Source organism: Paraburkholderia sp. BL21I4N1 (genome assembly GCF_002973525.1).
Taxonomy (GTDB): Bacteria; Pseudomonadota; Gammaproteobacteria; order Burkholderiales; family Burkholderiaceae; genus Paraburkholderia.
Genome location: NZ_PVEN01000012.1, coordinates 42,958 through 69,263, shown reverse-complemented (window position 1 = coordinate 69,263; position 26,306 = coordinate 42,958). Strand labels below are relative to the sequence as shown.

Annotated in this window: 22 protein-coding genes; 16 read left to right on the top strand and 6 right to left on the bottom strand. The window is 65.2% G+C overall.

Features of this window, described 5'->3' with window-relative positions:
- Positions 1 to 80: 80 nt before the first annotated feature.
- A complete protein-coding gene (locus B0G83_RS26085; RefSeq protein WP_105510277.1) occupies positions 81 to 1,028 on the bottom strand; it encodes a LysR substrate-binding domain-containing protein in 948 nt (315 codons plus the stop codon).
- A 114-nt stretch (positions 1,029 to 1,142) separates the two neighbouring features.
- Here B0G83_RS26085 and B0G83_RS26080 point away from each other — a divergent pair, with 114 nt between their 5' ends.
- From B0G83_RS26080 to B0G83_RS26070, 3 genes are all read left to right on the top strand, one after another.
- Positions 1,143 to 4,679 carry an ABC transporter ATP-binding protein gene (locus B0G83_RS26080; protein ID WP_105510276.1) on the top strand — a complete coding sequence of 1,179 codons (3,537 nt, stop codon included), beginning with the start codon at positions 1,143 to 1,145 and terminating at the stop codon, positions 4,677 to 4,679.
- A gap of 217 nt (positions 4,680 to 4,896) precedes the next feature.
- On the top strand, positions 4,897 to 6,303 hold the full coding sequence (locus B0G83_RS26075) for a selenium-binding protein SBP56-related protein (protein ID WP_105510275.1): 1,407 nt from the start codon (positions 4,897 to 4,899) through the stop codon (positions 6,301 to 6,303).
- On the top strand, positions 6,300 to 6,980 hold the full coding sequence (locus tag B0G83_RS26070) for a hypothetical protein (RefSeq protein WP_105510274.1): 681 nt from the start codon (positions 6,300 to 6,302) through the stop codon (positions 6,978 to 6,980). Before B0G83_RS26075 ends, B0G83_RS26070 begins: the two co-directional genes overlap by 4 nt.
- Here the strand turns inward: B0G83_RS26070 and B0G83_RS26065 are convergent.
- Genes B0G83_RS26065 through B0G83_RS26045 form a run of 5 tightly spaced genes read right to left on the bottom strand, consistent with a single transcriptional unit; the run spans position 6,970 to position 11,143 of the window.
- Complete coding sequence (locus B0G83_RS26065; protein WP_105510273.1) at positions 6,970 to 7,281, bottom strand: DUF971 domain-containing protein; 312 nt, start codon at positions 7,279 to 7,281, stop codon at positions 6,970 to 6,972. The two genes, B0G83_RS26070 and B0G83_RS26065, sit on opposite strands and share 11 nt — an antisense overlap.
- On the bottom strand, positions 7,281 to 8,273 hold the full coding sequence (locus B0G83_RS26060) for a HEAT repeat domain-containing protein (RefSeq protein ID WP_105510272.1): 993 nt from the start codon (positions 8,271 to 8,273) through the stop codon (positions 7,281 to 7,283). The genes B0G83_RS26065 and B0G83_RS26060 overlap by 1 nt, the downstream gene beginning before the upstream one ends.
- 12 nt (positions 8,274 to 8,285) lie before the next feature.
- Positions 8,286 to 8,531 carry a ferredoxin family protein gene (locus tag B0G83_RS26055; RefSeq protein WP_105510271.1) on the bottom strand — a complete coding sequence of 82 codons (246 nt, stop codon included), beginning with the start codon at positions 8,529 to 8,531 and terminating at the stop codon, positions 8,286 to 8,288.
- 38 nt (positions 8,532 to 8,569) lie between these two features.
- Positions 8,570 to 10,318 carry a fumarate reductase/succinate dehydrogenase flavoprotein subunit gene (locus B0G83_RS26050; protein WP_105510270.1) on the bottom strand — a complete coding sequence of 583 codons (1,749 nt, stop codon included), beginning with the start codon at positions 10,316 to 10,318 and terminating at the stop codon, positions 8,570 to 8,572.
- A 36-nt stretch (positions 10,319 to 10,354) separates the two neighbouring features.
- A complete protein-coding gene (locus B0G83_RS26045; RefSeq protein WP_105510269.1) occupies positions 10,355 to 11,143 on the bottom strand; it encodes a GntR family transcriptional regulator in 789 nt (262 codons plus the stop codon).
- 409 nt (positions 11,144 to 11,552) lie between these two features.
- Here B0G83_RS26045 and B0G83_RS26040 point away from each other — a divergent pair, with 409 nt between their 5' ends.
- From B0G83_RS26040 to B0G83_RS25980, 13 genes are all read left to right on the top strand, one after another.
- Positions 11,553 to 12,248 carry an energy transducer TonB gene (locus B0G83_RS26040; protein ID WP_105510268.1) on the top strand — a complete coding sequence of 232 codons (696 nt, stop codon included), beginning with the start codon at positions 11,553 to 11,555 and terminating at the stop codon, positions 12,246 to 12,248.
- Positions 12,249 to 12,321: 73 nt separating this feature from the next.
- Positions 12,322 to 13,152: a MotA/TolQ/ExbB proton channel family protein gene (locus B0G83_RS26035; RefSeq protein WP_105510267.1), complete on the top strand. Its 831-nt coding sequence runs from the start codon at positions 12,322 to 12,324 to the stop codon at positions 13,150 to 13,152.
- 43 nt (positions 13,153 to 13,195) lie between these two features.
- Entirely contained in the window at positions 13,196 to 13,618 is a 423-nt protein-coding gene (locus tag B0G83_RS26030) for a biopolymer transporter ExbD (RefSeq protein WP_105510266.1), read from the top strand.
- Positions 13,619 to 13,637: 19 nt separating this feature from the next.
- Positions 13,638 to 14,063, top strand: a complete 426-nt coding sequence (locus B0G83_RS26025; RefSeq protein WP_105510265.1) for a biopolymer transporter ExbD — start codon at positions 13,638 to 13,640, stop codon at positions 14,061 to 14,063.
- Between the two features lie 70 nt (positions 14,064 to 14,133).
- Complete coding sequence (locus tag B0G83_RS26020) at positions 14,134 to 15,126, top strand: succinylglutamate desuccinylase/aspartoacylase family protein (protein WP_105510264.1); 993 nt, start codon at positions 14,134 to 14,136, stop codon at positions 15,124 to 15,126.
- Between the two features lie 416 nt (positions 15,127 to 15,542).
- The gene (locus tag B0G83_RS26015) at positions 15,543 to 16,094 is read left to right on the top strand and encodes a GNAT family N-acetyltransferase (RefSeq protein ID WP_105510263.1); all 552 of its coding nucleotides are present in this window, start codon (positions 15,543 to 15,545) and stop codon (positions 16,092 to 16,094) included.
- Between the two features lie 52 nt (positions 16,095 to 16,146).
- Positions 16,147 to 17,082 carry an ABC transporter substrate-binding protein gene (locus B0G83_RS26010; RefSeq protein ID WP_105510262.1) on the top strand — a complete coding sequence of 312 codons (936 nt, stop codon included), beginning with the start codon at positions 16,147 to 16,149 and terminating at the stop codon, positions 17,080 to 17,082.
- Between the two features lie 155 nt (positions 17,083 to 17,237).
- Positions 17,238 to 19,760 (top strand): TonB-dependent siderophore receptor, encoded by a 2,523-nt coding sequence (locus tag B0G83_RS26005; protein WP_105510421.1) that lies wholly within the window; start codon positions 17,238 to 17,240, stop codon positions 19,758 to 19,760.
- A 156-nt stretch (positions 19,761 to 19,916) separates the two neighbouring features.
- Positions 19,917 to 20,918: an LLM class flavin-dependent oxidoreductase gene (locus B0G83_RS26000; RefSeq protein WP_105510261.1), complete on the top strand. Its 1,002-nt coding sequence runs from the start codon at positions 19,917 to 19,919 to the stop codon at positions 20,916 to 20,918.
- Between the two features lie 42 nt (positions 20,919 to 20,960).
- Positions 20,961 to 22,283: an LLM class flavin-dependent oxidoreductase gene (locus B0G83_RS25995; RefSeq protein ID WP_105510260.1), complete on the top strand. Its 1,323-nt coding sequence runs from the start codon at positions 20,961 to 20,963 to the stop codon at positions 22,281 to 22,283.
- A 34-nt stretch (positions 22,284 to 22,317) separates the two neighbouring features.
- Complete coding sequence (locus B0G83_RS39485) at positions 22,318 to 24,132, top strand: amino acid ABC transporter permease/ATP-binding protein (protein ID WP_105510259.1); 1,815 nt, start codon at positions 22,318 to 22,320, stop codon at positions 24,130 to 24,132.
- 4 nt (positions 24,133 to 24,136) lie between these two features.
- A complete protein-coding gene (locus tag B0G83_RS25985) occupies positions 24,137 to 25,129 on the top strand; it encodes an ABC transporter substrate-binding protein (protein WP_374954941.1) in 993 nt (330 codons plus the stop codon).
- 93 nt (positions 25,130 to 25,222) lie between these two features.
- Positions 25,223 to 26,305, top strand: a complete 1,083-nt coding sequence (locus B0G83_RS25980; RefSeq protein WP_105510258.1) for an LLM class flavin-dependent oxidoreductase — start codon at positions 25,223 to 25,225, stop codon at positions 26,303 to 26,305.
- The last annotated feature ends 1 nt before the right edge of the window (position 26,306 follow it).

The window sequence follows — 26,306 nt, the reverse complement described above, 5'->3', positions numbered from 1 at the left end:
ATGATGCCATCGCCGGGGCGCGCCCGCTGCAACTATCCGCCGGGTCGCGACCTGTCCCGGCGAATCGCGCGCTCGAGCATTTACACGCCCGCCACCACCGCCGCCGAACGCGCCGGCGCCCCAGGCAACGCGGCCTCCAGACGCAGAAACTCGATCAGCGGTTCGAGCAGCTTATGCCTGCGCTCCGGTGCCGTGCGCAGCACGAAGCACCACGACGCGGTCCGCGACAGGTCGGGAAAAAGCCGCACGAGACGGCCGCTGCGCAGATCCGCTTCGATCAGCGGCAAGCGTCCGAGCGCGATTCCGGCGCCGCCGATCGCCGCGCCGAGCACCTGGCTGAAGCCGCTATAGCGAACGATCTTGGTGTCGAAATCGCCGGGCAAGCCGAACTGCGCCTTCCAGTTGCGCCATTCGAATTCGGGGGCGTTTTCATGGGTTTCCTGCAGCAGACGGCAGCGGCACACCGCAGTCGACGCGAACGGATGCAGTTCCGGCGCGCACACCGGGAAGACCTCCTCGCGAAACAGCACGAGATCGTCGGCGCGCACCTTGTCGACGTGAATATGCACGACGGCGAGATCGACGTCGTGGCGGGCGAAGTCCGGCTCGCCGTCGAGCGTGATCGCGCTCAACGGCGTCTGCGGATAGCGGGCCGAAAACTCGGCGAGACGGCGTGCGAGCCACATCGACGAAAACGAGCCGTTGGCGGCGACCGTCAGCTTCTTCGGCACGCCCTTGACCTGCGAGCAGGCTTCCTCCAGTAGCGACAACGCGTGGCTCACGGCGGGCAGCAGGCTGGCGCCCGCCTCGGTGAGACCAATGCCGCCGAGGCCGGTGCTGCGCTCGAGCAGACGGGCGCCAAGCAGGTCTTCGAGGCCGCGGATCTGATGGCTGACCGCGCTGGTCGACACACTCAGTTCGGTCGCGGCGCGGGCGAAGCCGCCGAGCCGCACGGTCGCCTCGAAAGCACGCAGCGAGGCCAGCGGCGGGATATGCGACTTGGGAGACGGAGGAGACTTGAGGGTCATGCCGGGTATTGTAGGATACTCAATACCCGTTGAAAAACCATCTTTTGCCTCGCTTCGCGCGCCCCTGTAACGTCGCATCCATCCAAGACGACAAGCAATCAGGAGGGGGCAGGCATGTATTTCGACAGCAGGTTATGGGCCATGCTGGCCGGGCTGAGACTACGCGTGGCGGCGGCAGTCGGGCTCGGTCTGATCGCGATGGGGTTCGGCGTGTTGCGCTTCGTGTTTCTTGGCAGGATGCTGGCGCTCGCGTTCCAGGGCGCGCCGGTACGTCAGGTCGCGCTGGCGGCAGCGGGCGTCGCGGTTTGCGTGCTGTTGCGCGCCGCGCTCGACCATCGTCGGGTGGTGGTCGCGCAGCGCACGGCGGGGCGCGTGCAGTCGGTGCTGCGGGCACGGCTGTTCGACCGGATCGTCGAACTCGGGCCGGCATGGTTCGGTGCGGAGCGGACCGGCGGCGTGATGCTGGCGGTGATCGACGGTGTCGAGCAGTTGCAGACCTTCTTCGGCGCCTACGTGCCGCAGTTGATCATCGCCGCCTGCGCGCCGCTGATGATATTCGCGGTGCTGGCCTGGTGGGACGTGCCGACCGCCGCCGTGCTGCTGGTGGCGGCGTTGGCCACGCTCGCGTTGCCGATGCTGGTCCACAACGCCGACAAGCAGGCGGCCATCGCGCGGGCGGGCGCGTTCAAGGCGTTCGGCGAGGAGTTCCTCGACGCGGTGCAGGGCTTGCCCACGCTGAAGGCGTTCGGCCAGAGCGGCGCGTTCGCGCGGAAACTCGCGGAGCGGGCGCGGGCGCTTTCCAGCAGCACCTTCTGGGTGCTCGCGCTCGGCCTGCTGACGCGTTTCTTCACCGATCTTGGCACCGGGCTCGGCGCGGCCGCGGCGATCGCCGTCGGCGCATGGCGGGTCAGCCATGGCGAGATGAGCCTGGAAGCCTTGCTGATCGTTTTGATGGCGGGCACGGAGGTGTTCCGTCCGTTGCGCGATCTGCGCAATGTGCTGCATCAGGGAATGATCGGGCAATCGGCGGCGTCCGCGATTCATACGCTGCTGGAGGCGCGCGGCGACGCGCCCGTAACGGGCGCCGCGCAGGTGCCGGACCTCAGTCCGCGCATCACGTTCGAGCAGGTCGGCTTCAGCTATCCAGGACGCCGCGCGGTCGCGCATACCGGTCTGAGCTTCGAGATCGCCGCGGGCGAAACCGTCGGCATCGTCGGGCCGAGCGGTGCGGGCAAGTCGACGATTCTGCGCTTGCTGTTGCGTCAGCACGATGCGCAGGCCGGCACGATCCGGATCGGCGGGCAAGATATCCGCACGCTCGATCCCGATCAGATTCGCGGCATGATCGCGATCGTCGCGCAGGACACCACGCTGTTCGACGGCACCATTGCGGACAATCTGCGGCTCGGGCGACATGACGCCGCCGAAGCCGACGTGATCGCGGCCGCGCAAGCCGCCAATATCCACGATTTCATCCAGGCGCTACCCGACGGTTACGCTACCCGCATCGGCGAACGCGGGGCGACGTTGTCCGGCGGCCAGCGCCAGCGGATCGCGATTGCCCGCGCGCTGTTGCGCGACGCGCCGATCCTCGTGCTCGACGAAGCGCTGTCGGCCGTGGACGCCGAGAACGAAGCGGTGATCCAGCAGGCGCTGGACCGGCTGATGCGCGGTCGCACGACCCTGATTCTGGCGCACCGTCTGTCGAGCGTGATCGGCGCCGACCGGATTCTGGTGCTGGACCAGGGGCGCGTGGTCGAAAGCGGCAAACATGCGGAGTTGATCGAGCGGCCAGGCGTCTATCGGCAGTTGATGGGGCCGCAGGTCGCCGCGCCCGTCGAGCGTGCCACGCTCACTGCGCCGGCGCGGGCCGCGTCGCGCGCGACAGGGCCCGAGGAACGCGCGCTCGCCGCCGACGCCGCCGAGATCGGCTGGGTCGACACGCTACGCAGTTTGCTGCGCTTCGTGCGGCCGTGGCGCACTCAACTGACGCTCACGGTGCTGTGCGGCATCGGCCGGGTGCTGGCGTTTATCGGCGTCGGTGCGTTGGGCGCGCTGGTGGTGGCGGGCATCGCGTCGGGCCGGCCGGTCGAGACGCTGACCATCGCGTTGCTGATCAGCGCGCCGGTCGCGGCGACGCTGCACTGGCTGGAATCGTGGATGGCGCACGCCATGGCCTACCGTCTGCTGTCCGAGATGCGGATCGCGTTGTTCGCGAAGCTCGAACGGCTCGCACCGGCGTATCTGTTGCGCCGCCGCTCCGGCGATCTGGTGGCGCTGGCCACGCAGGACGTGGAGACCGTCGAGTATTTCTACGCGCACACGGTCGCGCCGGCCTTCGTCGCGCTGCTGGTGCCCGCTGCGGTGCTGGCGCTGCTCGCGTGGACGGCCTGGCCGCTCGCACTGGTGCTGCTGCCGTTTCTCGCGTCGGCCGGCTTAACGCCGATCCTCGCGCGCGGCAAGATCGACCGTCTGGGCGGTCGCGCGCGCGCCGCGTTGGGACAGATCGGCGCGCATCTTACGGAGACGATCCAGGGGCTCGCCGAACTGATCGCATTCCAGGCCACGGGACGTCGCCGCACGGTTTTCCTCGACGATCTCGCTAGCTACCAGGCGCAGCGTTCGGCCTTGCAGGACGATCTGTCACGCCAGAGCGCCGCGTTGGAAGTGGCGACCGGCCTGGGCGGTCTCGCCGTGGCGTTGCTCGGCGCAGTGCTGGCCGCGCATGGCTGGTTCGCGCATGAATGGCTGCCGCTGCTGGTGCTGGTTTCCGTGGCGGCGTTCATGCCGGTGGCGGAGATCGGTCAGGTGGCGCGCCAGTTGGCCGATACGATTGCGTCGACGCGCCGTCTGCATGTCGTGGAGTCGGAACCCGAACCGATCGTGGACGGCGATCAGCCGGTGCCGGCGAACCCGTCGGTGCATTTCGATACGGTGAGCTTCGCGTATCCGGGCCGTGGCATAGCGGCGCTGGACGAGGTGAGCTTCGCGGTGCGTCCCGGTAGCACGGTGGCGCTGGTCGGCGCATCGGGCGCGGGCAAATCGACGGTGGCGAATCTGTTACTGCGGTTCTGGGATCCGCAGCAAGGGCGTATCACGTTGGGCGGTGTCGATCTGCGTGACCTGCACCCGGACGGCTTGCGCCGCCACATCGCGCTGGTTGCGCAAGACACGTATCTGTTCAACGACACGCTGGAGGCCAACATCCGTCTCGCCGGCCGCGACGTTTCCGATGCCGACGTGCGCCGGGCGTTGCAACGCGCCGCGCTGAGCGATTTCGTCGACAGTCTGCCGGAGGGCCTGGCCACGCGGGTGGGCGAGCGCGGCGTGCAGTTGTCCGGCGGGCAACGTCAGCGGGTGGCGATTGCGCGCGCGTTTCTCAAAGATGCGCCGATCCTCATCATGGACGAAGCCACCTCGCATCTCGACACGATCAGCGAACAGCAGATTCGCGCTGCGTTGGAGGAATTGATGTCGCAACGGACGTCGATCATCATCGCGCACCGTCTGTCGACGATTCAGAACGCCGACACGATTCTCGTGATGGACGCGGGCCGCGTGATCGAAGCCGGCAGTCACGACGAACTGCTGGCCGCACGCGGTGCGTATGCGCGGCTCGTCGCGAATCAGTCGTGGATGGTGACGGCGTAGCACGCCTTGGCGTGACCTATCCGTTTTGCTAGTGTCCGATACGTGGCGTGGCACGTATCGTCACAGTCCTTGCCGGAACCGGCAAAACTTCCGGTTGCTCTCGCCGCCGCCGTGAACTACAAATCTAAACCGGAGCGCGTGCGCATGGCGCGGCGCGCACCGTCAAGATCATCCGGCATCCAACCTTCCGAATCAGACAGACAAGGAGACTCCCGTCATGGGTATGCGCCCCGATCCCACGTTCCACGCATCGCCGAAACTCGCGATGGAGGCGCCGCCGGAAGATTACGCGTACACGCTGCTGCTGAGCCCCGACTTCTCGCAACCCGACGCGCTCGCCGTGATCGACGTAAAGCCCGGCTCGCCCACCTATAGCCAGGTGGTGCATACGGTCACCATGCCGAATACCGGCGACGAATTTCATCACTTCGGCTGGAATGCGTGCTCGTCGTCGTTGTCGCCGCTCACCGGGCATGCGTTTCTCGAACGGCGTTATCTGATCATTCCGGGGCTGCGTTCTTCACGCATCTACATTGTGGATACCAAGCCGCATCCCACGCAGGCGCGCATTCACAAGATCATCGAACCCGACGAAATCTTCCGCAAGACGGGTTACTCGCGGCCGCATACGGTGCATTGCGGACCCGAAGGGATTTACATCAGCACGCTGGGCGGTGCGGGCAAAGACGGCACCGACGGGCCGCCCGGTATTTTCATCATGGATTGCGAAACCTTCGAAGTGCTCGGCCGCTGGGAAATCGACCGTGGCATGCAGGAGAAGCATTACGACTTCTGGTGGAATCTGCCGCGCGACTACATGGTGTCGAGCGAGTGGGCGTTACCGCCGCAGTTCGAGAATGGGATCGTTCCCGAAGATCTGCTCTCCAATCAATACGGTCACCGGGTCCACTTCTGGGATTTGCGCGCCCGCCGCAACGTGCAGACGCTCGACCTCGGCGCGAATCATCAGATGGCGCTCGAAGTGCGGCCCGCGCACGATCCCAGCCGCGAATACGGGTTCCTCGGCGTGGTGGTCGACACGACCAATCTGGAAGGTTCGATCTGGACCTGGTGGCGTGAAGGCGGCCAGTTCCACATTGAAAAGACCGCGACCATTCCGGCCGAACCCGCCGCCGCGGAATTGCTGCCGCCGCTGCTGCAAGGCTTCGGCGCGGTGCCGCCGCTCGTCACCGACATCGATCTTTCCATCGACGACAAATATCTCTACGTGGCGTGTTGGGGGACCGGCGAGTTGCGCCAGTACGACGTGACCGAACCGCGCAGGCCGAAGCTGACCGGCTCGGTGCATATCGGCGGCATCGTGCGGCGCACGCCGCATGCGAACGGCGAGACGTTCGGCGGCGGCCCGCAGATGATCGAGATCAGCCGCGACGGCAAGCGCGTCTACTGGACCAACTCGCTGTATTCGACGTGGGACGACCAGTTCTATCCGGAGGGCGTCCCCGCGGCAAAAGTCATGGCGCATGTGGAGCCGGGCGGTGGCCTCACGCTGGACAAGGACTTCTGGGTCAGGTTTCCCGACGGCTACCGGTCGCATCAGATCCGTCTGGAAGGCGGTGACTGTTCTACCGATTCGTTCTGTTATCCCTCGGTGGGCAGTTGATCGGCGCAGGTTGGTCGCAGACCGGCCTGTGGCTGGCGGTTCTCGCGAGCGGCCTTTATCACGGGCTCAACCCGGCCATGGGCTGGCCGCTCGCGGTATCGAGCGGTCTGATGCAACGACGCGCGCGGGCGCTCGCCGGCGCGCTGCTTTATCTCGCGGCGGGACACGTGCTGGCCATGCTCGCGGTGATGATGCCGTTCGCGATGCTGGCGGTCCTGCTTGCATGGCAGCGTGAGATCCAGGCTGGGGCGAGCGTGCTCGTGATCGGCTTCGGCGTGTGGCTGCTGGTCCAGAAACGTCATCCGCGCCTGCTGGCAAGGATTCCGCCGTCGCGGCTGGCGCTCTGGTCGTTCGCTGTAGCCATCGCGCACGGCGCCGGCTTGATGCTCGTGCCGGTTTATCTCGGATTGTGCCGCTCATACGGGATGGACCACGCGCATCGGGCCGCGCAAACGCTGATCGATGCCAATCTCCAGATGGCCTTGCTGGTTTCCGCCGTGCATGCCGCCGCCATGATGGCGGCGGGCGGTCTGCTGGCGTGGCTGGTTTACCGCTACCTCGGCCTGAAATTCGTGTCGCGGAGCTGGTTCAATCTGGATACGGTCTGGGCGGTGAGCCTTGTGCTCGTGGGCACGCTTTCGCTGGCGCTGGTCGCGACCGACAGTGTCAGGCTGTGAGCACGGCGGTGCTTTCGATTTCCGGCAGGGCCTGAAGATACGGCCACGGAAAGACGCCGCGATCGTGTCCGTCGCTAAAGACCAGTTGCACGCCGTAACCCATCGGCTGGATTTCGGTGACGACCACGTCTTGCGCGTACGCGGTTGCGCCGGTTTTGCCGACCGCGATACGCAGACGACGACATCCCGCGCACGGACACGCGCCGCGCAACGTGCGGTGAGCGATCCGCTGCGCGAGCGCGCCGGGCCAATGCAAAATCAAGGCGTCGGCATTCAGTTCGACGTGATCCGGTACCTTCATCAGCGGGCGTCCTCGAACTGCTGAAGCGCGATTCGCACCGCTTTGCGTACGTCGGGGTCCGCGTCGTTCAGCGCGTCGCGCAGTGCGGGCAGCGTCGCGGGTTCGCGCAATTCGCCCAGCGCGAGCGCGGCTTCCTTGCGCAGATTGCTGATCGGATTCGACAGCAACGCGGCGATCGGCAACGCGGCGGCGCGTTCGCCCATTTGGCCCAGCGCACGCACGGCGCGCAGACGGACTTGCCAGTAGTCGTCGGCAAGGGCGGCGATCAGCGCGTCATGCGCGGAGTTCGCGTGTAGTTTGCCGAGCGTCGTCGCGGTTTCCTCGCGGACCTGCCAGATCGGATCGCGCAGCGCCTGCAGCAGCGCGCTCAGCGTCGCCGGGTGCGCGACCGGCGCGAAGCCCAGCGCGCCGACCGCCGCGCGACGGATCTCCGCGTTGACGTCGCGGGTTACGGTGTCGGCGAGCGGGGCCAGGGCGCGTGCGTCCTTCAACCAGCCGAGCAGTACGACGGCTTCAATGCGTACGCTATCGTCCGTATGTTCGAGCGCTCGCAACGCGGGTTCCAATGCATCGGCGTAACGCAGTTCGCGTAAGCCGCGCAACACGGCGGCCTGCACGAACGGTTCGGCGTGATCCGTCCAGCGGTGCAGCACAGCGCCGCATGCGTCGTCCTTCAAGGCGGACAGACTCTGCGCGGCGGCCATGCGCACGTCGTGGTCGGCGTCGAGCAAGGCGTGGCAGAGCACGTCGACAATCCACGCTTCTTCCCACGAGCTCAGTACGCGCGCCGCTTCGAGTCTGACTTCGGCCGACGCGTCATGCGCCAACGCCTGCGCGATTAGCGGCAGCGTCTCCGGTTCTTCGAGATCGGCCAGTTCGAGCAGCGCGATCCGGCGCACGACCGGATCGGCATCGGCGAGACGCGGCAGCAGGGCGGTGGCTTCGGGCGCCAGGGTGTCGGGATCGTGAGTCAGTACGGTGGAATCGGTCATGAACGGTCGCGCCTAGCGAAGCAGATAAGGAATCTCGACCTTGACCGCGCCGGTCGGGCAATCCTGCTCGCACGGCATGCAGTACCAGCACTCGTCGAATTGCATGTAGGCCTTGCCTTTGCTCACGTCGATCGCGAGCAGGTCGAGCGGGCAGACGTCGACGCAGACCGTGCAGCCCTTGTCCGCGATGCATCTGTTTTCATCGATCGTGACGGGTGCGCTGCTGCGCTGGAAAATCTCATGGGGCGTATAGGACATCGCGGGCCTTCCTTTCATTCGTTTTAGCGTTCTTTCGTTCAGACAGCGGCATCGGCGAGCGGGCGGCTCTCCGTTTCAGGAATGCGCAGCTTGCGATACGAGTCGACGTCGGTCTCGGCGAGCGCCACCACATACGGCTCGACCGCGCGTTTCTCGCTGACCATGCGGCCCGCGTCGTCCTTGCGCAGATGGGTGTGGCAGAACCAGTCGGCGTCGTTGCGCCGCGGATAGTCGACCCGATGGTGGTACAGCCCCCAGCGGCTCTCGGTGCGAAACAGCGACGCGCGTGCCGCCATTTCGGCGCAATCGCGAATCGCGCGGACTTCGGCGGCGCGCATCAACTCGTGCGGATTGTTGGCCTTGATCTGGGCGATGTCGTCGGCGATTTCCGCAAAGCGCTGCAGGCCGATTTCCATCTTGCGCGTGACCTTGGGCGGTTGCAGATAATCGTTGACCATGCGGCGCAGCTTGTATTCCACCTGCGAAGGCGCGAGACCGTTGTCACGGTCGAGCGGCGCGTAAATACGTGCGCGTTCGGCGTCGATCTGTTCCTGATCGAGCGCGGCATGCTCGCGGCCCGCCACATAGGCCGCCGCGTTCTGTCCCGCGAACCAGCCGTACGTGAAGGCCCCAAGCATGTAGTTGTGCGGCACGGCGGCCATGTCGCCGGCGGCGTAAAGACCCGGCACGGTCGTCTCGGCGCGCGCGTTCACGTACACGCCGGAGGCGCTGTGGCCGCTGCAGAAACCGATCTCCGAGATATGCATCTCGACCATCTGTTGCCGGTAATCGGTGCCGCGTCCCGCATGAAAACGTCCGCGGCTCGGGCGCTCGTTCGTGTGCAGGATCTGCTCGATGGTCTGAATGGTTTCCTCGGCGAGGTGGTCGAGTTTCAGGAACACCGGCCCATTGCCGCTTTGCAGTTCCTGGTAAAACTCCCACATCATCTGTCCGCTCCAGTAATCGCATTCGATGAAGCGTTCGCCCTTGCCGTTCGCCGTGAACCCACCCAGCGGGCCGGTCACGTACGCACACGCGGGGCCGTTGTAGTCCTTGATGAGCGGGTTGATCTGGAAGCATTCGAGGTTCGCGAGCGCGGCGCCCGCGTGATAGGCCATCGCATAGCCGTCGCCGGCATTGGTGGGGTTTTCATAGGTGCCCATCAGATAGCCGGAGGCGGGCAGGCCGAGACGGCCGGCCGCGCCGCACGACAGGATCACCGCCTTGGCGCGCACCACGTAGAAATCCGCGCTGCGGCAGTCGAAACCGAGCACGCCGCACACGTTGCCCCGCGCGTCCTTGAGCAGACGCGTGGCGACGATACGGTTGGTGATCGCCACCCGCGCGCGCTTCAATTGCCGGTACAACACTTTCTTGATGTCATGGCCTTCGGGCATGGGCAGCACGTACGATCCCATGTGATGCACTTTCTTCACCGCATAGTCGCCGGTGCCGTCCTTCTCGAACTTCACGCCCCAGCGATCCAGTTCCTCGATCGTCTTGAAGCTGTGTTTCGCGTAGGCGTAGACCGCTTCCTGATCGACGATACCGTCATTGGCGATGGTGATCTCGCGGGTGTATTGCTCGGGCGTTGCGTGACCGGGAATCACCGCGTTGTTCAGGCCGTCCATGCCCATCGAAATCGCGCCGCTGCGTTTGACGTGGGCCTTTTCCAGTAGCAGCACCTTGAGGTTGGGATTCGCTTCCTTCGCCTTGACGGCGGCCATCGGGCCCGCCGTGCCGCCGCCGACGATCACGATGTCGTATTCGAGTACATGGGTAGTCATGGTGCTGTCCTTGTTGCGTTGCGTTTGCCAGCGCGTTTAACGGTGCGTTTGTCTGTCTGGCTGGCTGGCGCCGGCCGTCCTGTCGCGGTCGACCCGCAGCCGGTACTGGAACGCGTCGCCGCGAAAATAGAGGTGTTCGTAGTCGATCGGCGCGCCGTCGGCATCGTGGGTCAGACGGTCGATGCGCAACAACGGGCCGCCGGCCTCGACACGTAACGCGCCGGCGATTTCGTCGTCGGCGAGCATGGCGTCGATCGCGATGTCGGCGTGACCGAGCGGCACGCCGCAGTCGTTTTCGAGGATCAGGAAGATGTCGCGCGTGACCAGGTCCGCATTCGCGAGACGCTTGCCGAGCGCTTCAGGCAGCCACGTCAATTCGAGCGACACCGGCTCCCGATCGAGCAAACGCACGCGATGAATCTCGACCACCGGCGCGCCTTCGTCGAGCTTCAGCCGCGCGGCGACCTGGCGATTGGCCGCCACGACACGAAAGCTGCGCAACTGGTTGACGATCTCATGGCCCATCGACGCCATCGCCTCGGCGAAGCCTTGCAGCGAACTGACGTTCTGAAATGCCCGGGGTTTGGAGACGAAGGTGCCTTTGCCGTGCAGCTTGAACAGCAGGCCTTCTTTCTGCAGATCGCCGAGCGCCTGGCGCACGGTGATGCGGCTCACGCCGAACATCGCGCAGAGTTCGTGTTCGGAGGGCATCTGGCTATGCGGCGCGTAGCTGCCGTCAAGGATGCCGGTGCGTAGCGTCTCCTTGATCTGTGCGTAGAGCGGCAGAGGCGAAGGGGAAACAAGCTGGGCGGCCGGGTTCGACATGGTTCGACTTGTTATGACAAGATGAGTCGCAGTCTAGTGAGCGTGCCGGCGGGATCAAACCAACTATTTCTGCTATCGATCTGCGCAATCGTGGAACACGGAGCGCGCCCGCATGCGCGAGCCGGCGACCAAGATGCATTGACGTCTTTATCCGTGCCAAAGCGGCATGGCGTGGCGCGTGCGGCGTCGTCTAACCCAACCTTCAATCACCGCTTAGGGCCTTGGCATTCACCGACATGCCAAGGCAGTTTCTCGCCATTCTTTGCCAGGCCGTGGCGGGAATTCAAATATCGAATTCTTCGTTCACTGAAATACAGGATCTCGGTAACGTAGGCCACTTTCCGATGCGTCGCGCCGGCTGCACCCGTGCGATTGCAAGTAGTTCGGGCTATCGCTAACGGAGTGTTGTATGTCAGCCGAGCTGATTTCCCCATCGACGCCGCCGCTCGCGCGTCCACCCCAATACGGACGACATGCGCAGCATCCGCTGCGGCGCTACGCCGGCCTCGCCGTGGTTCTGCTGCTGCATCTATTTTTCATCTGGGCGCTGATGAACGGCCTCGCGAACAAGGTCGTTCAGATCGTCCAGAAGCCGATCGAAACCCGCATCATCATGCCGGTGAAGCCGCCGCCCCCGCCACCGGTGCCGACGGTGAAACTGGCGCCGCCCAAAGTCACGCCACCACCGCCGCCGTTCGTGCCGCCGCCCGAAGTGGTGGTCGCGCCGACTCCGCCCGCGCCAACCATCACGCATCAGGCCGTGCCTGAGCCGACGCCGGTCGCGGCACCGCCCGCGCCGGTCGCGCCGCCTGCGCCGGCACCGGTCAAACCGGTTAGCCATACGGTCGGCGTGGTGTGTCCCAACTCGGACGAGATTCGCCGTTCGATCGCGTATCCGCAGGAAGCGCAGGACAACAACATCACCGGCGACGTGACGATCTCGTTCGTGGTCGATCCGCAGGGGCACGTAACCGACGAGAAGGTCGAGCAGTCCGCCGATCCGATTCTCGACCGGGCGGCCTTCGTCGCGGTGAAGAAATTCAACTGCATTTCGCAGGGGCAGTCGGTCCGCGTGCAGGTGCCGTTCTCGTTCAACCTGAACTGAGCGTCGCCCACGGTATGCCGTCCTGTCGCTCTCAACCCATCCGATTTCGATGACCGCCTCATCTGGAGCATCCATGAATAAGCGTTCTTTTGCCGCCGTGGCGGCCAGCCTGCTGATTCCGGCCGCGGCTGCCGGCGTTCTGGTCGTCCCGCAAACCGTGTGGGCTCAGGCGAGCGTCGCCGAAGTGACGAATCCCTACGGTCTCGGCGCGCTGTGGGCGAACGGCGACTTCGTCGCGCGGTTCGTGCTGATCCTGCTGGTCATCATGTCGATGGGCAGCTGGTACATCATGATCACCAAGTTTTTCGAGCAGGTGCGAGCGAATCGCCGCGCAAAAAGCGCCGACGACCAGTTGTGGAGCGCACCGTCACTCGCGCAGGGGGTGGCGCAACTCGATCCGGCCTCGCCGTTCCGCTTCATCGCGCAGGTCGGCATCGACGCCGGTGCGCATCACGACGAAGCCCTGCTCGAGGCGGTGGACCGCAACACCTGGATCGACGTGTCGATCGAGCGCGCGATCACCAACGTGTCGAACCGCTTGCAGGACGGCCTCGCGTTTCTCGGCACGGTCGGTTCGACCGCGCCGTTCGTCGGCCTGTTCGGCACGGTGTGGGGCATCTATCACGCGTTGACCGCAATCGGCATCGCCGGGCAGGCGTCGATCGACAAGGTGGCGGGTCCGGTCGGCGAGGCGCTGATCATGACGGCGATCGGTCTCGCGGTCGCGGTGCCTGCCGTGCTCGGCTACAACTTCCTGGTTCGGCGCAACAAGTCGGTGATGGAGCGTGTGCGCGCGTTCGGCGCGCAGTTGCACACGGTGCTGCTGCCGGGCCAGAAGCGCCATGTGCGCGCGGCCGTCGCGCAGGTGAACCCGCCCGTCGTGGCGCAGGCCGTCCTCGGCTAACGCCGGGCTCTAACCCGGCCGAACCCACGCGGAGCGCACTACCATGGGCATGAAAGTTGGACAGGACGGCGACGACGAAATCATCGCCGCGATCAACACCACGCCGCTCGTCGACGTGATGCTGGTGCTGCTGATCATTTTTCTGATCACGATTCCGGTGGTCACGCACACGGTGCCGGTGCAGTTGCCGACGCAGACGGTGAGCCCGTTGCAGACCAAACCGGACAGCGTCGAGATCGCGGTCAACAAAGACGGCGATCTGTTCTGGAACGAGAAGCAGGTCGACGCGCCGACGCTGCTCGCGCGCCTCGAGGCGGCGTCGGTGAAGCTGCCGCAGCCGGAGGTACGCGTGCGCGGGGATCAGGCCACGCGCTACGAATTCATCGGGCGGGTGGTCACGGCTTGCGAGCGGGCCGGGATTTCGAAGGTCTCTTTTATCACCCAGCCGCCCGCACGCGGCGGGTAGTTTTGCCGGAGAGTCGACAGTGGGAATGAACCTGAAATCGGGCAGCAGCGGCGAGCCGGAAGTGATGGTCGACATCAACACCACGCCGCTGATCGACGTGATGCTGGTGTTGCTGATCATGCTGATCATCACGATTCCGATCCAGATGCATGCGGTGAAAATGAACCTGCCGGTCGGCAACCCGCCGCCGTCCGCGGCGCCGCCGGCGGTGCAGGTCGACATCGATTTCGACGGGACGATCCGCTGGAACGGCACGCTGCTCGCGGGCAACGCCGAGCTGGAAAAACACATGGCCGAGGTGGCAGCGCAACCGGCCCAGGCGGAGATTCATCTGCTGCCGAACCGGCTGGCGCCTTACCGCGATGTGGCTGCCGTGCTCGCCGCCGCACAGCGCGAAGGCGCGACAAAGATCGGGCTGATCGGCAACGAACAGTATATGAACTGAGCGCGCGCGGAAGAGATATGGCACGCTGCCGGGGACACCCGCTGAAGGCCCCCTCGCTGAAGGACACCCGATGAGCTCGCTGCATAACGAAATCGATCTGGATGCCGACGGACGTCACGTCGGCTATCTGCGCCTGCCGCACTCCGTGCATCGTTCCGCGTACGGCTGGATTCCGATTCCGATCGCCTCCGTGCGCAACGGCGAAGGCCCGGTCGTGCTGCTGATGGGCGGCAACCACGGCGACGAATACGAAGGACAGGTGCTCGTTTCCAGCCTGATCCGCGAAATCGAGCCGCACTGGGTGCGCGGTCAACTGATCTTCCTGCCAATGGCGAATTTCCCCGCCGCGGCGGCAGGCCTGAGAACGTCGCCGCTCGACGGCGGCAACCTGAACCGCAGTTTTCCGGGCGATCCGGCAGGTGGCCCGACCGCGTTGATCGCCGACTACATCGAGAACACGCTGCTCGCGCGCGCGCAGTATCTGATCGACCTGCATTCGGGCGGCAGTTCGCTGCTCTACGACGGCGCCAATATGCTCGCCATCGAGCCGCGCGATTCCGAAGAAGAAGCGCGGCTCAAAGCCTTGCTCGCGGCATTCGGGTTGCCACGGGCCTTCCTGCATCGGCCGAACCCGGTGCATGCGGCGAGCGCGGCGCGTCGACAGGGGGCCGTGTCGATCCTCACCGAACTGGGCGGCGGCGGCACCGTGCAGACGAACCTGTTGCGCGACGCACGGCAGGGGCTGCTGAATCTGCTCGGCTTTATCGGCTTGCTGAGCGGGCCGCTCGTGCCGGCCGGGCCGCCGGCGCAAACGCGCTTCTATTCGGTGGCCGGTTCGCGCCATTACGTGTACGCCTACGATCGCGGCGTCTACGAGCCACTCGTCGAACTCGGCGATCAGGTCGTGGCGGGTCAGCCCGCGGCACGCATCCATTTCCCCGACACGCCGCTGCGCGAACCCGTCACCGCGTTTTTCGCGGGAACCGGCCAGGTGGTCTGCAAGCGCGTGCCCGCCGCGGTGGAGCGCGGCGATTGTCTATTCCATCTCGCCGAACCGGTTTGAAGCCGGGACGACATTCGTTTCCCGACGTTAGCCTGGAAGATCGCGCGTTTCATTGGTGCAATAACCCGCAACCGAACGCGCGACTCACGACGCCCAATCGTGTATTGATGGCTTGATCGCGCAGCTATAGCGCGAATAACGACGCCAGTAAAATTAAATGAAAGCGCGTTGAAATAAGTCCGTTGCCGATATTCTAAAAATCGCGTTATAGCGTCGGCTTTAAAGCCGGTAAAGCCAAACGGCTATGCCGCGCGAATTAAATATCCGTTATTCACGGAATAACCATTCGTTAAATGTTTGGTTCATTCCGCATTGCCGGCCTGTTATCTTGTTTTCAGTTCGACAGCATGCGAAGTCGGACAGGCCAAAGATTCAACGGACAATCGACCCGCGCCAGCGCCATCCCCGTATTCATCATGACCTACGAGATTATCGATACCACTCCGCTCGATCCCATCGCGCAACCGTTGCTGGCCGCGCTGCAAATCGAATACATCACGCGTTATCGCGAGTTCCGCAAGGACAGCGCCGCCTCGGTGAGCGAAGAGATGCTGCGTTATCCGGCCGAACTGTTCGCGCCGCCGGAGGGGGCTTTTGTCGTGATCCAGCGCGACGGGCAGACGGTCGGCGGCGGTGCGTTCAAACGCTACGACGCGGCCACCGCGGAACTCAAGCGGATCTGGACCCACCAGAGCGAACGCCGCCAGGGACTCGCTCGCCGCGTCGTCCAGGAACTCGAAGTACGTGCATTACGCCAGGGCTATCGGCGGGTTTATCTGACCACAGGTTTCAAGCAGCCGGAAGCGGCCGGGCTCTACGCGAGCACCGGCTACGAAGCGCTGTTCGATCGTTCGATCGCGCCGGAAATTCATTTCCGCCTGCCGTTCGGCAAGGACTTGCTGGAGCCGGGCCGCATCGAGTCGCTCAGCGATCTGCGCCGCGCCGAGCCGCTCGGGCAACGGCCGTAACGCGCCTCAGCGCATCGATCCATTCGTTCATTTCAACAAGGCAGAACCAGCCATGAAGCACAGCAAGGCAATCCGCTCGGCGTTCGCGCTCTGGGCGTTGGGTGTGGCGTTCGCCGCGTCGGCGGCCACCCCGGGGGCCCTCGATCTGAGCCCGGACCGGCACGACCGGGTTCGCACGACGCCCGACGCCGCGGCCATTCAGGCCGTGCCCGCCGCGTTTCCGTTCGTCGGCAAGGACGAACTGGTGATCGGCATGACCGTGGCGTGGCCGCCGCTCAGCACCTACGCGACCGATGAAAAGACGGTGGTGGGCGTCGACCCGGACCTCGCGCAACTGGTCGCCGACGGCCTCGGCCGCAAGCTGAAAATCGTGGTCCTCGCGTGGGAAGACTGGCCGCTCGCGGTGCAATCGGGCAAGGTCGACGCGGTGCTGTCGAACGTGACCGTGACCGAAGCGCGCAAGGAGAAATTCGATTTTTCGAGCTATCGGCGCGACGTGCTGGGTTTCTACGTGCACAAGGCCAGCCCGATCAAGGCGATCCGCGAACCGAAGGATATCGCCGGGCTGCGCATCATCACCGATTCGGGAACGAACCAGGAAAAGATCCTGCTGGAATGGGACAAGGAAAACGTCGCGCATGGGCTCAAGCCGGTGCAGATCCAGTACTACGGCGATCCCGCCGTGAGTTTCGTCGCCTTGCAGTCGGGGCGCGCCGATCTGATCCTCAGTGTGAATTCGGCGCTGGCGTACGAGGCGGCACAGAAAGGGGACTTGCGCGCAGTCGGCGCGATCAGCGGCGGTTGGCCGATCACGGCGGATCTGGCGATCACCACGCGCAAGGGTGGCGGACTCGCCGCGCCGCTCACGCTGCTGCTCAACGATCTGATCCACAGCGGCAAATACACCCAGGTACTCGACCGCTGGAACCTCGGTTCCGAAGCGGTGGATAAGGCCGTGACCAATCCGCCCGGCTTGCCCAAAAGCTAGACCCGCCGTCTGACCGATAGCGGGACGGTTGGGGCGGCGATCGCTGCCGACGACGATCCGCTTTCCATCGCTTTCATCACCACGTTACTGCCTTGCGCACGGCTGCGATCAGCCCGTGTGCCGGCGCCCTTCGTCCATACAAAACGGAACAGTCGATGCGCGGGACACATATCAGGAATCGGGCGGCTCAGCCCGTCATAGGGGTTCGCAGGACCATGCTGTCGATGGCCGTGCTGGCGATCGCATTCAACGGCACGGCATGGGCGCAAGGCGCGGCGGCGCCGGGCGACGTGAGCGATGCGGCCGCCGCCGCTCAGCCGGACAGCACGCCGTCCACGTCCACGTCGACATCACCGGCTGCTGCTGCGGCGGCCCGGCAAGCCGCCCCGGTGAACACCGTCCAGCAGGACACCGTGGTCGTGACCGGCACACGCACCGATACGAAGGCCAGCCAGAGCCTGACCCCGGTGGACGTGATCAGCGGCGCGCAATTGCGCTCCACCGGCCAGAACAATCTGCGCGATGCGCTGGTGCAGCTGTCGCCTTCGATCTCGCACGAAACCTACGCGGGCGACGCCGCGTTGCTCACCGACGCACTGACGCTGCACGGCCTGAGCCCCGATCACGTGCTCGTGCTGGTGAACGGCAAGCGCCGCCATACCACCGCGAACATCGCGCTCGACGGCGGCCTGAACCAGGGCTCGACCGGCGTCGATATCGACATGATTCCGGTGGGGCTGATCGATCACATCGAAGTGCTGCGCGACGGCGCGGCGGCGCAGTACGGCTCGGATGCGATCGCCGGCGTCATCAACATCATCCTGAAGAAAAATTCGCACGGTGGCGAGTTGCAGACCACCAACGGCCAGGCCTATGCGGGCGACGGCTTCAGGAATGGCGAAACGGCCACGGTCGGACTGGATCTGGGCGGCAAGGGTTTTCTGGATCTGAGCGCGGATTACAACCGTCAGAACCACACGGTACGCACCGGGCCGGACGATTACTTCGGCTCTTTCAAGCCCGGCCACGGCTACTACAATCCGATCGAAGGCGACCCGGCCAGCACGCGCGAAGCGGTCGGCTACAACGCCGGCTACTACCTCGGCGACGACGTCGAGTTGTATGGTTTCGGCACCTATGCGCACCGTAACGCGCAGGCGTACCAGAACTACCGTCCGCCTTCGGTGCTGCCGCAGATCTATCCGAACGGTTTCGTGCCGGCGGAGACCGTCAACGAGAACGACTTCTCGGTGACTACCGGCATCAAAGGCCAGAATCTGTTCGGCTGGTCGTGGGACCTGAGTTCGACCTACGGCGGCGACCACGATGTGATCGGCATGACGAACTCGGCGAACACGGGGTTGTTCGCAAGCCAGGGCTATACGCCGACGAGTTTTCACCTGGCGACCGTCAGCAACACGCAGTTGACGAACAACCTCGATTTCTCGCGTGCCTTCCAGTTGCCCGTGCTGTCGGCGCCGGTGAACATGTCGTGGGGCGTCGAACAGCGCCGCGAGACCTATACGGTGGGGGCGGGCGATCCTGCTTCGTACCTCGACGGCGGTTCGCAGGCTTTGCCGGGTCTCGCGCCCGTCAGCGCGAGCGACAACTCGCGCAATGTGGTCGGCACGTATATCGATCTGTCGACCCATCTGACGCCGCAATGGACCGTCGATCTGGCGGGACGCTTCGAGCACTACAGCGACGTGGGCAACACCACCAACGGCAAGTTCTCGACGCGCTACGACTTCACGCCGGCATTCGCCGTGCGCGGCAGTGTCAGCACCGGCTTCCGCGCGCCGTCGCTGGCCGAGCAGTACTACAGCAACATCAACGAATCGCCGGCCTCGGTCGAGGGACTGCTGGCGGCCAACTCGGGAGCGGCGAGACTGATCGGTGCGGCGCCGCTGAAGTCGGAGAAATCGACCAACTACAACCTCGGCTTCGTGCTGACGCCGGTCAAGGGCCTGCACCTGACGCTCGACGCGTACCAGATCGATATCCGCAACCGCATCGTCGAAGGTGGCACCGCGTCGGGCGCGGCCGCGATCGCCGCGATGCAGGCCGCGGGCTTGTCGGTGCCGAGTTCGATTCCGGCCTCGGCGGTCTCGGCGAGCTACTTCACCAACGGCGCGAACACACGCACGCGCGGGCTCGATCTGAGCGGCACGTATCACACGGGCTTCGGCGCGTTCGGCCAGGTGGACTGGGATCTCGGCGTGAACATCAACACGACGTCGGTCACGCATATCGCCACGGGCGCGAATGGCGCCCCGGAACTCAACGCGCAACAGATCGCGTGGCTGAGCACGTCGACGCCGAAGAACAAGATTATCGTCGGCGGCACGTGGCATCTCGACAGGTGGGGCGTGAGCCTGCACGAGACGCGCTTTGGCTCGACGTCGAGCGAGGAGACCTACATTGTCGGGCCGAACGCATTTTCGACGACGCAGTTTCTTCATTTCGAGAACGCGGCCCGCTATATCACCGACGTCGAAGTCCGCTACGACGTGACGAAGAAATTCCAGATCGCGGTGGGGGCGAACAATCTGTTCGACGTTTATCCGAGCAAGCTGCCTTATGCCGCGCAACTCGAAGGCGCGCAATACGATTCTTTCGCGTCGACGACCGGCGTGACCGGCGGTTTTTATTACGCGCGCGCCCGCTACCTGTTCTGACGATTTGCTCATATGCAAAGCAAAATTTGCTCGAACGGAATCGAGCGCGGATGACGATAATGGATCAACGGTTTCGTTCGCTGCGTTCGGCGTTTCGCTCGGCTTACTTCCCTAACTTATCCCCATGTACCTGGCGGTACACCAGGAGGGCTCACTGTGTCCTATTCACTTTCGATTCTCGACAAGAGTCCCGTCGCCGAGGGTAAAACGGCTCACGACGCGCTGAAGTTCACCGTGCGTCTCGCGCAGCGCGCGGAGGCGTTGGGCTATAAGCGCTACTGGATCGCCGAGCATCACGGCGCGCCCGGCCTGGCGAGTTCCGCGCCGGAAATCGTCGTCTCGCATCTGCTCGCGCATACGTCGCGCATTCGGGTCGGCTCGGGCGGCGTGATGCTTCAGCACTACAGCCCGTTCAAGGTGGCGGAGTCGTTTCGCGTACTCGCTTCGCTGGCGCCGGGGCGCGTCGATCTCGGGGTCGGCAAGGCGCCGGGTGGACTGCCGCTGACCACGCGCGCGTTGCAATGGTTTCACGACAAGGCGAAGAAACCCGACTTCGCGCACCAGCTCGCCGAACTCGACGCGTTCCTGAAATGGGGCGTGGCCGAGGATCATCCGCTGGCCGGCGCGGTGGCACTGCCCACGCCGCCCGAACCGCCGCAACGCGTGCTGCTGGGCGGCAGTCCCGAGAGCGCGGCGCTCGCCGCGCAGCACGACTGGCAGTACTGCTACGCCGGTCATTTCAATGGCGACGAGGCCAACATCGAGCGTTCGTTCGACGCCTATCGCAGCGTGACGGGCCGCACGCCGCTGCTCGCGGTGTATGCGTTCGCGGCGGAGTCGAAGGCCGAGGCACAGCGTCACGTCGGCGCGTTGCGGGTGTTCAAGGTGCGCCTTGCCGGCGGCCAGACGGTGAATCTGCCGAGCCCGGAAGCGGCGGCGGAATTCGCCCGGCAGACCGGCGTGACCGACTTCAGGCTCGACGAACTGCGGCCTCATGTGATCACCGGCACGCCGGACCAGGTACGCGGCGAACTCGACGCCTTGCACGAACGCTTCGGTATCGAGGAATTCGTGATCGACACGCCGGTTGCGGATTACGCGCTAAGGCTTGCGTCGGTCGAAGCGCTCGCTGGCACGCGGCAGCCCGCCAGCGTCTGAGCGCATTCGCCTTTTTCCCATTCCCCTTTGACGGACCCCATCATGACCCAGCGAAACCTCACTTTCGGCATCATGCTGCACGGCGCAGGCGGCCACATGAATTCGTGGAAGCATCCCGCCGGTCCCGCGGACGCCAGCGTCAACCTCGACTTCATCACCGGTATCGCGCAGAAGGCCGAAGCCAACGGCGTGGCGTTCGCGTTCGTGGCCGACGGCCTCTATATCAACGAGAAATCGATCCCGCATTTTCTGAACCGCTTCGAGCCGATCTCGGTTCTGTCGGCGCTCGCGACCGCGACGTCGAAGATCGGTCTGGCCGGCACGCTATCGACGTCGTACAGCCATCCGTTCACGGTGGCGCGGCAATTCGCGTCGCTCGATCTGATCAGCGGCGGGCGGGCCGGATGGAACGTCGTGACGTCGCCGCTCGAAGGGTCGGCGAAGAACTACGGCGGCGAGCATCCGGATCACGAACTGCGCTACGAGATCGCCGACGAATATCTGGAGGTGGTGCAAGGACTGTGGGATAGCTGGGACGACGACGCATTCGTGCGCGAACGCGACAGCGGCCGGTTCTTCGACCCGGACAAACTGCACACGCTCGACCACAAAGGGCGTTTTTTCCAGGTCGCCGGACCGTTGAACATTCAGCGCTCGCCCCAAGGGCAGCCGGTGATTTTCCAGGCGGGTTCGTCGGATTCGGGGATCGCGCTGGCCGGTAAATATGCGGACGCGGTGTTTACGCATTCGCCGTCGCTGGAGGAAACCCGGGGCTTCGCGCAACAGGTGCGGCACAGCGCGGTCGAGCATGGCCGCGCGCCGGACGATGTGAAGATCTTCCCGGGCATCGGTCCGATCGTCGGCGCGACGCAGGACGAAGCCGAGGCGAAGTACCGCGCGATCCGCGATCTGCTGACCGTGGACGACGCGCTCGCCTACCTGGGCCGCTTCTTCGAACACCACGACTTCACCCAATACGAGCTCGACGCGCCGTTCCCCGAACTGGGCGAACTCGGTACGAACAGCTTCCGTTCGACGACCGACCGCATCAAAAGCGAAGCGAAGCGCAAAGGCTCGACGCTGCGTGAGGTCGCCCTCGAAGTGGCGACGCCGAAGTCGCAATTCATCGGCACCGGCGAACAGATCGCCGACGAGCTGATCCGCTGGTTCGACGCCGGCGCGGCCGACGGTTTCATTCTCGGCTTCCCCGCGCAGGCCGAAGGGCTCGACGATTTCGTGCGTTACGTGATTCCGGCGCTGGAGGCACGCGGCCGTTATAGCCGCACATTGGCCGGCGCGACGCTGCGCGATCACCTGGGACTGCCGCGCCGCGAAAGCCGCTACGCGGCGGCAGAAACGGCATGAGCCACGACGGTTTGCAACGCAGGAGGGCAGCATCATGAGCGACACCACCACGCCGTTTGCCGGCTCCGCTCACGCGGGCCACGTGCCGGACACCGCCGACCGGCACGAGTACGCGCACTACCGGATCGTGCCCATGCGGCATCACGCGCGGATGGCCGGCACGGTGCTGGCCATCGTGCTGATCGGGCTCGTCCTGAACTCGGTGCTAGGCAATCCGCGTTGGGGCTGGGGCGTTTTCTCGACATGGTTTTTCGCGGAACCGGTGCTCTCGGGCCTCGGTCGCACACTGGTGCTGACGGCGCTCGGTGCGCTGTTCGGCTTCGCACTGGCCACGCCACTGGCGCTCGCGCGGGTGTCGGGTTCGCCGTTGCTCGCCGCTTGCGCGTGGGCGTTCATCTGGCTATTCCGCTCGATTCCGCTGATCGTGCTGCTGCTTCTGCTGAACAATCTCGGCTATCTGTACGAGACGATCTGGATCGGCGTGCCGTTCACGCATATCGCGCTGCTGAACGAGTCGACCACCGATCTGATCAGCCCGTTCCTCGCGGCCGTGCTCGGGCTCACGCTGAATCACGCGGCGTTCGCGGCCGAAGCGATTCGCGGCGGGCTGCTGTCGGTCGATCAGGGCCAGCGTGAAGCGGCCGCCGCGCTCGGCTTGCCGGGCGGCCGCCAGGTGCGGCGCATCGTGCTGCCGCAGGCCATGCGCGCGATCCTGCCGACCGCGTTCAACGACGTGATCGGCCTCGCGAAAGGCACGTCGGTGGTTTATATCCTCGCGATGCCGGATCTGTTCTACACGGTGCAGATCATCTATCACCGCAATCTGGAGGTGATTCCACTGCTGATGGTCGCCACCGTCTGGTATCTGATCATCCTGACCGTGCTATCGGCGATTCAGGTGCATATCGAGCGGTACTTCGCGCGTGGCGCGACGCGCGAACAGGTCGCGGTGTCGCCGTTGAGCGCGCTGTTCGGGCGTTGGCTCGCGGCGCGCGGCGCGCGGGCGGCAAACCTCACAGGCACGGCAGGCGCGACCGGCACGTCCGGCGCGGCGCAAGCGGAAGCGGCCGGCTGGGCGCAGCGGCGAGTCGGCGGGCGGGTCGGGATTCACAACCTGTCGAAGAGCTTCGGCCCGCTGAAGGTGCTCGACGATATTTCGCTGTCGTTCGCCTCGGGAAGCGTCACGGTGATCCTCGGACAATCGGGCTCGGGCAAGTCGACGCTGCTGCGCACGATCAACCATCTCGAACGCGTCGACGATGGCTTTATCGATATCGACGGTGAGCTGGTCGGCTATCGGCGCGATGGCCGCACGCTCTACGAACTCAAGGAAAAAGACATTCTGCGACGTCGGCGCGCCGACGTCGGGATGGTGTTCCAGAGCTTCAATCTGTTCCCGCATCTGAACGTGCTCGGCAACCTGATCGAAGCGCCGCTGGCGGCGGGCGTGCCGCGTGCGCAGGCCGAGGCCGAAGCGCGCGTGCTGCTCGCGCGCGTGGGACTGGCCGATAAGGCCGACGCGTGGCCGCGCCAGTTGTCCGGCGGTCAGCAGCAACGCGTGGCGATTGCCCGCGCGCTGGCGCTCAAACCGAAGGTGCTGCTGTTCGACGAACCGACTTCGGCGCTCGATCCCGAACTCGTCAACGAGGTGCTCGACGTGATCCGCCAGCTCGCGCGTTCCGGCACGACGCTGATTATCGTCACGCACGAAATCGGCTTTGCGCGCGAAGTAGCCGACACGATCGTGTTCATGGACGGCGGACGTATCGTCGAATCCGGCCCACCCGCGAACGTGCTGGGCGACCCGGCTCATCCGCGCACGCGCGAGTTTTTATCGAAGGTGCTGTGACCGTATGCGACGACGACAACGACAACCCGACACGCTGAATCGGAATCCATCGCACCCGCAACGCCGTACGTTCCTGCTCGAGCTGGCCGCACTGGCCGCCATGCCGCTCGCGTGGCATGGCGGGATCGCGCAAGCCGCCGCGCAGTCTTTCGACTTCAGCGCGGAGCAGAAAGGCCGCGTGCGTGCCCCGAAAGATCCCGACGCGCTACGCGCCGCCGCAAGCTACCGTTTCGTCACGCCCGGCGTGTTCACCGTGGCCGTCGCACCGGCCGCGCCGCCCATCGCCACTTATGCGACCGATGCGCACAGCGTGGTGGGCGCCGATCCCGACTATGCCCAACTCCTCGCGGATGCGCTCGGCCTGCGGCTTCAACTGGTGCCGGTCGCGTGGGCCGACTGGCCGCTCGGTCTGACCTCGGGCCGCTACGATGCAGTGATTTCGAACGTGGGCGTGACCGAGGGGCGCAAGAAGAAGTTCGACTTCACCACCTACCGGCTCGGCCTGCACGGCTTCTATGTACGCAACGACAGCCCCATCAGGGCGATCCGCGAGCCGCGCGATATCGCGGGGTTACGGATCGTCACCGGCTCCGGGACGATTCAGGAGCACATCCTGCTCGAATGGAACCGGCGCAACGTGGCGCAAGGCCTGAAGGCGGCCACGCTGCAGTACTACGACGACGACCCCGCGTCGGGGCGGCTCGCGTTGCTGTCGGGACGGGTGGACGCGATCTTCAATCCGGATGCGCAGCAGGCCTACGAGGCCGCGACGCAAGGGCAGACCCAGCGTGTCGGCACGGTCAACGCGGGCTGGCCCGTCACGGCCGACGTTGCGATCGCGACGCGCAAGGACAGCGGGCTCGCGCCGGCGCTGACGGCGGCGACCAACCGGCTGATCCGCGACGGCCAGTATCGCGCGGCGCTGACGCGCTGGGGCGTGCAGGCGCAAGCCGTCGACCACTCGGAAACCAATCCGCCGGGCTATCCGGATACGTGAACCGGGCGGTGCGTGGCCTGCTATCCGTCGCACTGACGCATGCATTGTCAGTACGAAGCCAACGCAATTTTCAGAACGACAAGGAGGTCCACAATGTGCGCGGTTCGCATCGATCATCTTGCTTTCCTGACACCGGGTAATTATCCCGACGATGCACCGCTCGCCGGTTTCGAGCGCACGCTCGACCTGTTCGGCGTCGGCGAAGCGCTTGGCTACGACAGCGCGTGGGTCCGTCAGCGACATCTGGAGCGCGCGGTGTCGTCCGCCGCGACGTTTCTCGCGGCGGCGAGCCAGCGCACCACACGCATCGGACTCGGCGCGGCGGTGATCCAGATGGGTTATGAGAATCCGTTCCGGCTGGCCGAGGATCTGGCCACCGTCGACGTGCTGTCGCACGGCCGCCTGAATATCGGATTGAGCGCGGGCGCGCCGGCGCACGGCATTCTGCTCGGTGAGCGTCTGTTCGATGCCAATCCCGAGTTGATCGACTTTTCGCACGCGCGTGTCGAGCGTCTGCGCCGCAATCTGGCGGGCGAATGGCTCGGCGACGAGGACAGTTTCGTCGAATCGGCGGCGGGCCGCGTGCGGCCGCGCGTGAGCCCGTTCGCACCGGGCCTGACGGATCGGCTCTGGTACGGCGCCGGTTCGCAGCGATCCATCGAATGGGCCGGCCGTCACGGCTTCAATCTGCTGATCGGCAACATCACGACAGGCGAGGGCACAGACGACTATCGCGACGCGCAAGTGAAACAGCTCGACCTGTTCCGTGCGCACTGGCGTGAGACGCGCACGCCGCGCATCGCGCTGGGCCGCGTGATCGTGCCGACCGACGGCGCCGACGCCCGCACCCGGCAGCGCTATCGCGAGTTCGCCGCAGCGCGCCACGCGCGCACACTGACGCCGCAGGGCGAGCGGCGCACGCTGTTCGTGCCGGACCTGGTGGGGTCGGCCGATGAGATCGTCGCTCGTCTGCTGGACGATCCGGTGCTCGGCCAGGTGAGCGAATTGCGCCTCGAGTTGCCGTATGATCTGCCGTTCGAGAACTATCAGCAGATCCTCGAAGATGTCGTCACGCGAGTGGCCCCTGAACTGGGCTGGCGGCCGGCGGACGCGCAGGTTTCGCAACTCACCACACCTGCTGAACTGCCGGTTCGTTACGCGCAGGCAAGGAGATAGG

Excerpts from the sequence above, each read along its gene's own strand:
- B0G83_RS26085 (WP_105510277.1), bottom strand. The coding sequence starts at position 1,028 with ATGACCCTCAAGTCTCCTCCGTCTCCCAAGTCGCATATCCCGCCGCTG.
- B0G83_RS26080 (WP_105510276.1), top strand. The coding sequence starts at position 1,143 with ATGTATTTCGACAGCAGGTTATGGGCCATGCTGGCCGGGCTGAGACTA.
- B0G83_RS26075 (WP_105510275.1), top strand. The coding sequence starts at position 4,897 with ATGGGTATGCGCCCCGATCCCACGTTCCACGCATCGCCGAAACTCGCG.
- B0G83_RS26065 (WP_105510273.1), bottom strand. The coding sequence starts at position 7,281 with ATGAAGGTACCGGATCACGTCGAACTGAATGCCGACGCCTTGATTTTG.
- B0G83_RS26060 (WP_105510272.1), bottom strand. The coding sequence starts at position 8,273 with ATGACCGATTCCACCGTACTGACTCACGATCCCGACACCCTGGCGCCC.
- B0G83_RS26055 (WP_105510271.1), bottom strand. The coding sequence starts at position 8,531 with ATGTCCTATACGCCCCATGAGATTTTCCAGCGCAGCAGCGCACCCGTC.
- B0G83_RS26050 (WP_105510270.1), bottom strand. The coding sequence starts at position 10,318 with ATGACTACCCATGTACTCGAATACGACATCGTGATCGTCGGCGGCGGC.
- B0G83_RS26045 (WP_105510269.1), bottom strand. The coding sequence starts at position 11,143 with ATGTCGAACCCGGCCGCCCAGCTTGTTTCCCCTTCGCCTCTGCCGCTC.
- B0G83_RS26040 (WP_105510268.1), top strand. The coding sequence starts at position 11,553 with ATGTCAGCCGAGCTGATTTCCCCATCGACGCCGCCGCTCGCGCGTCCA.
- B0G83_RS26035 (WP_105510267.1), top strand. The coding sequence starts at position 12,322 with ATGAATAAGCGTTCTTTTGCCGCCGTGGCGGCCAGCCTGCTGATTCCG.
- B0G83_RS26030 (WP_105510266.1), top strand. The coding sequence starts at position 13,196 with ATGGGCATGAAAGTTGGACAGGACGGCGACGACGAAATCATCGCCGCG.
- B0G83_RS26020 (WP_105510264.1), top strand. The coding sequence starts at position 14,134 with ATGAGCTCGCTGCATAACGAAATCGATCTGGATGCCGACGGACGTCAC.
- B0G83_RS26015 (WP_105510263.1), top strand. The coding sequence starts at position 15,543 with ATGACCTACGAGATTATCGATACCACTCCGCTCGATCCCATCGCGCAA.
- B0G83_RS26010 (WP_105510262.1), top strand. The coding sequence starts at position 16,147 with ATGAAGCACAGCAAGGCAATCCGCTCGGCGTTCGCGCTCTGGGCGTTG.
- B0G83_RS26005 (WP_105510421.1), top strand. The coding sequence starts at position 17,238 with ATGCGCGGGACACATATCAGGAATCGGGCGGCTCAGCCCGTCATAGGG.
- B0G83_RS25995 (WP_105510260.1), top strand. The coding sequence starts at position 20,961 with ATGACCCAGCGAAACCTCACTTTCGGCATCATGCTGCACGGCGCAGGC.
- B0G83_RS39485 (WP_105510259.1), top strand. The coding sequence starts at position 22,318 with ATGAGCGACACCACCACGCCGTTTGCCGGCTCCGCTCACGCGGGCCAC.
- B0G83_RS25985 (WP_374954941.1), top strand. The coding sequence starts at position 24,137 with ATGCGACGACGACAACGACAACCCGACACGCTGAATCGGAATCCATCG.
- B0G83_RS25980 (WP_105510258.1), top strand. The coding sequence starts at position 25,223 with ATGTGCGCGGTTCGCATCGATCATCTTGCTTTCCTGACACCGGGTAAT.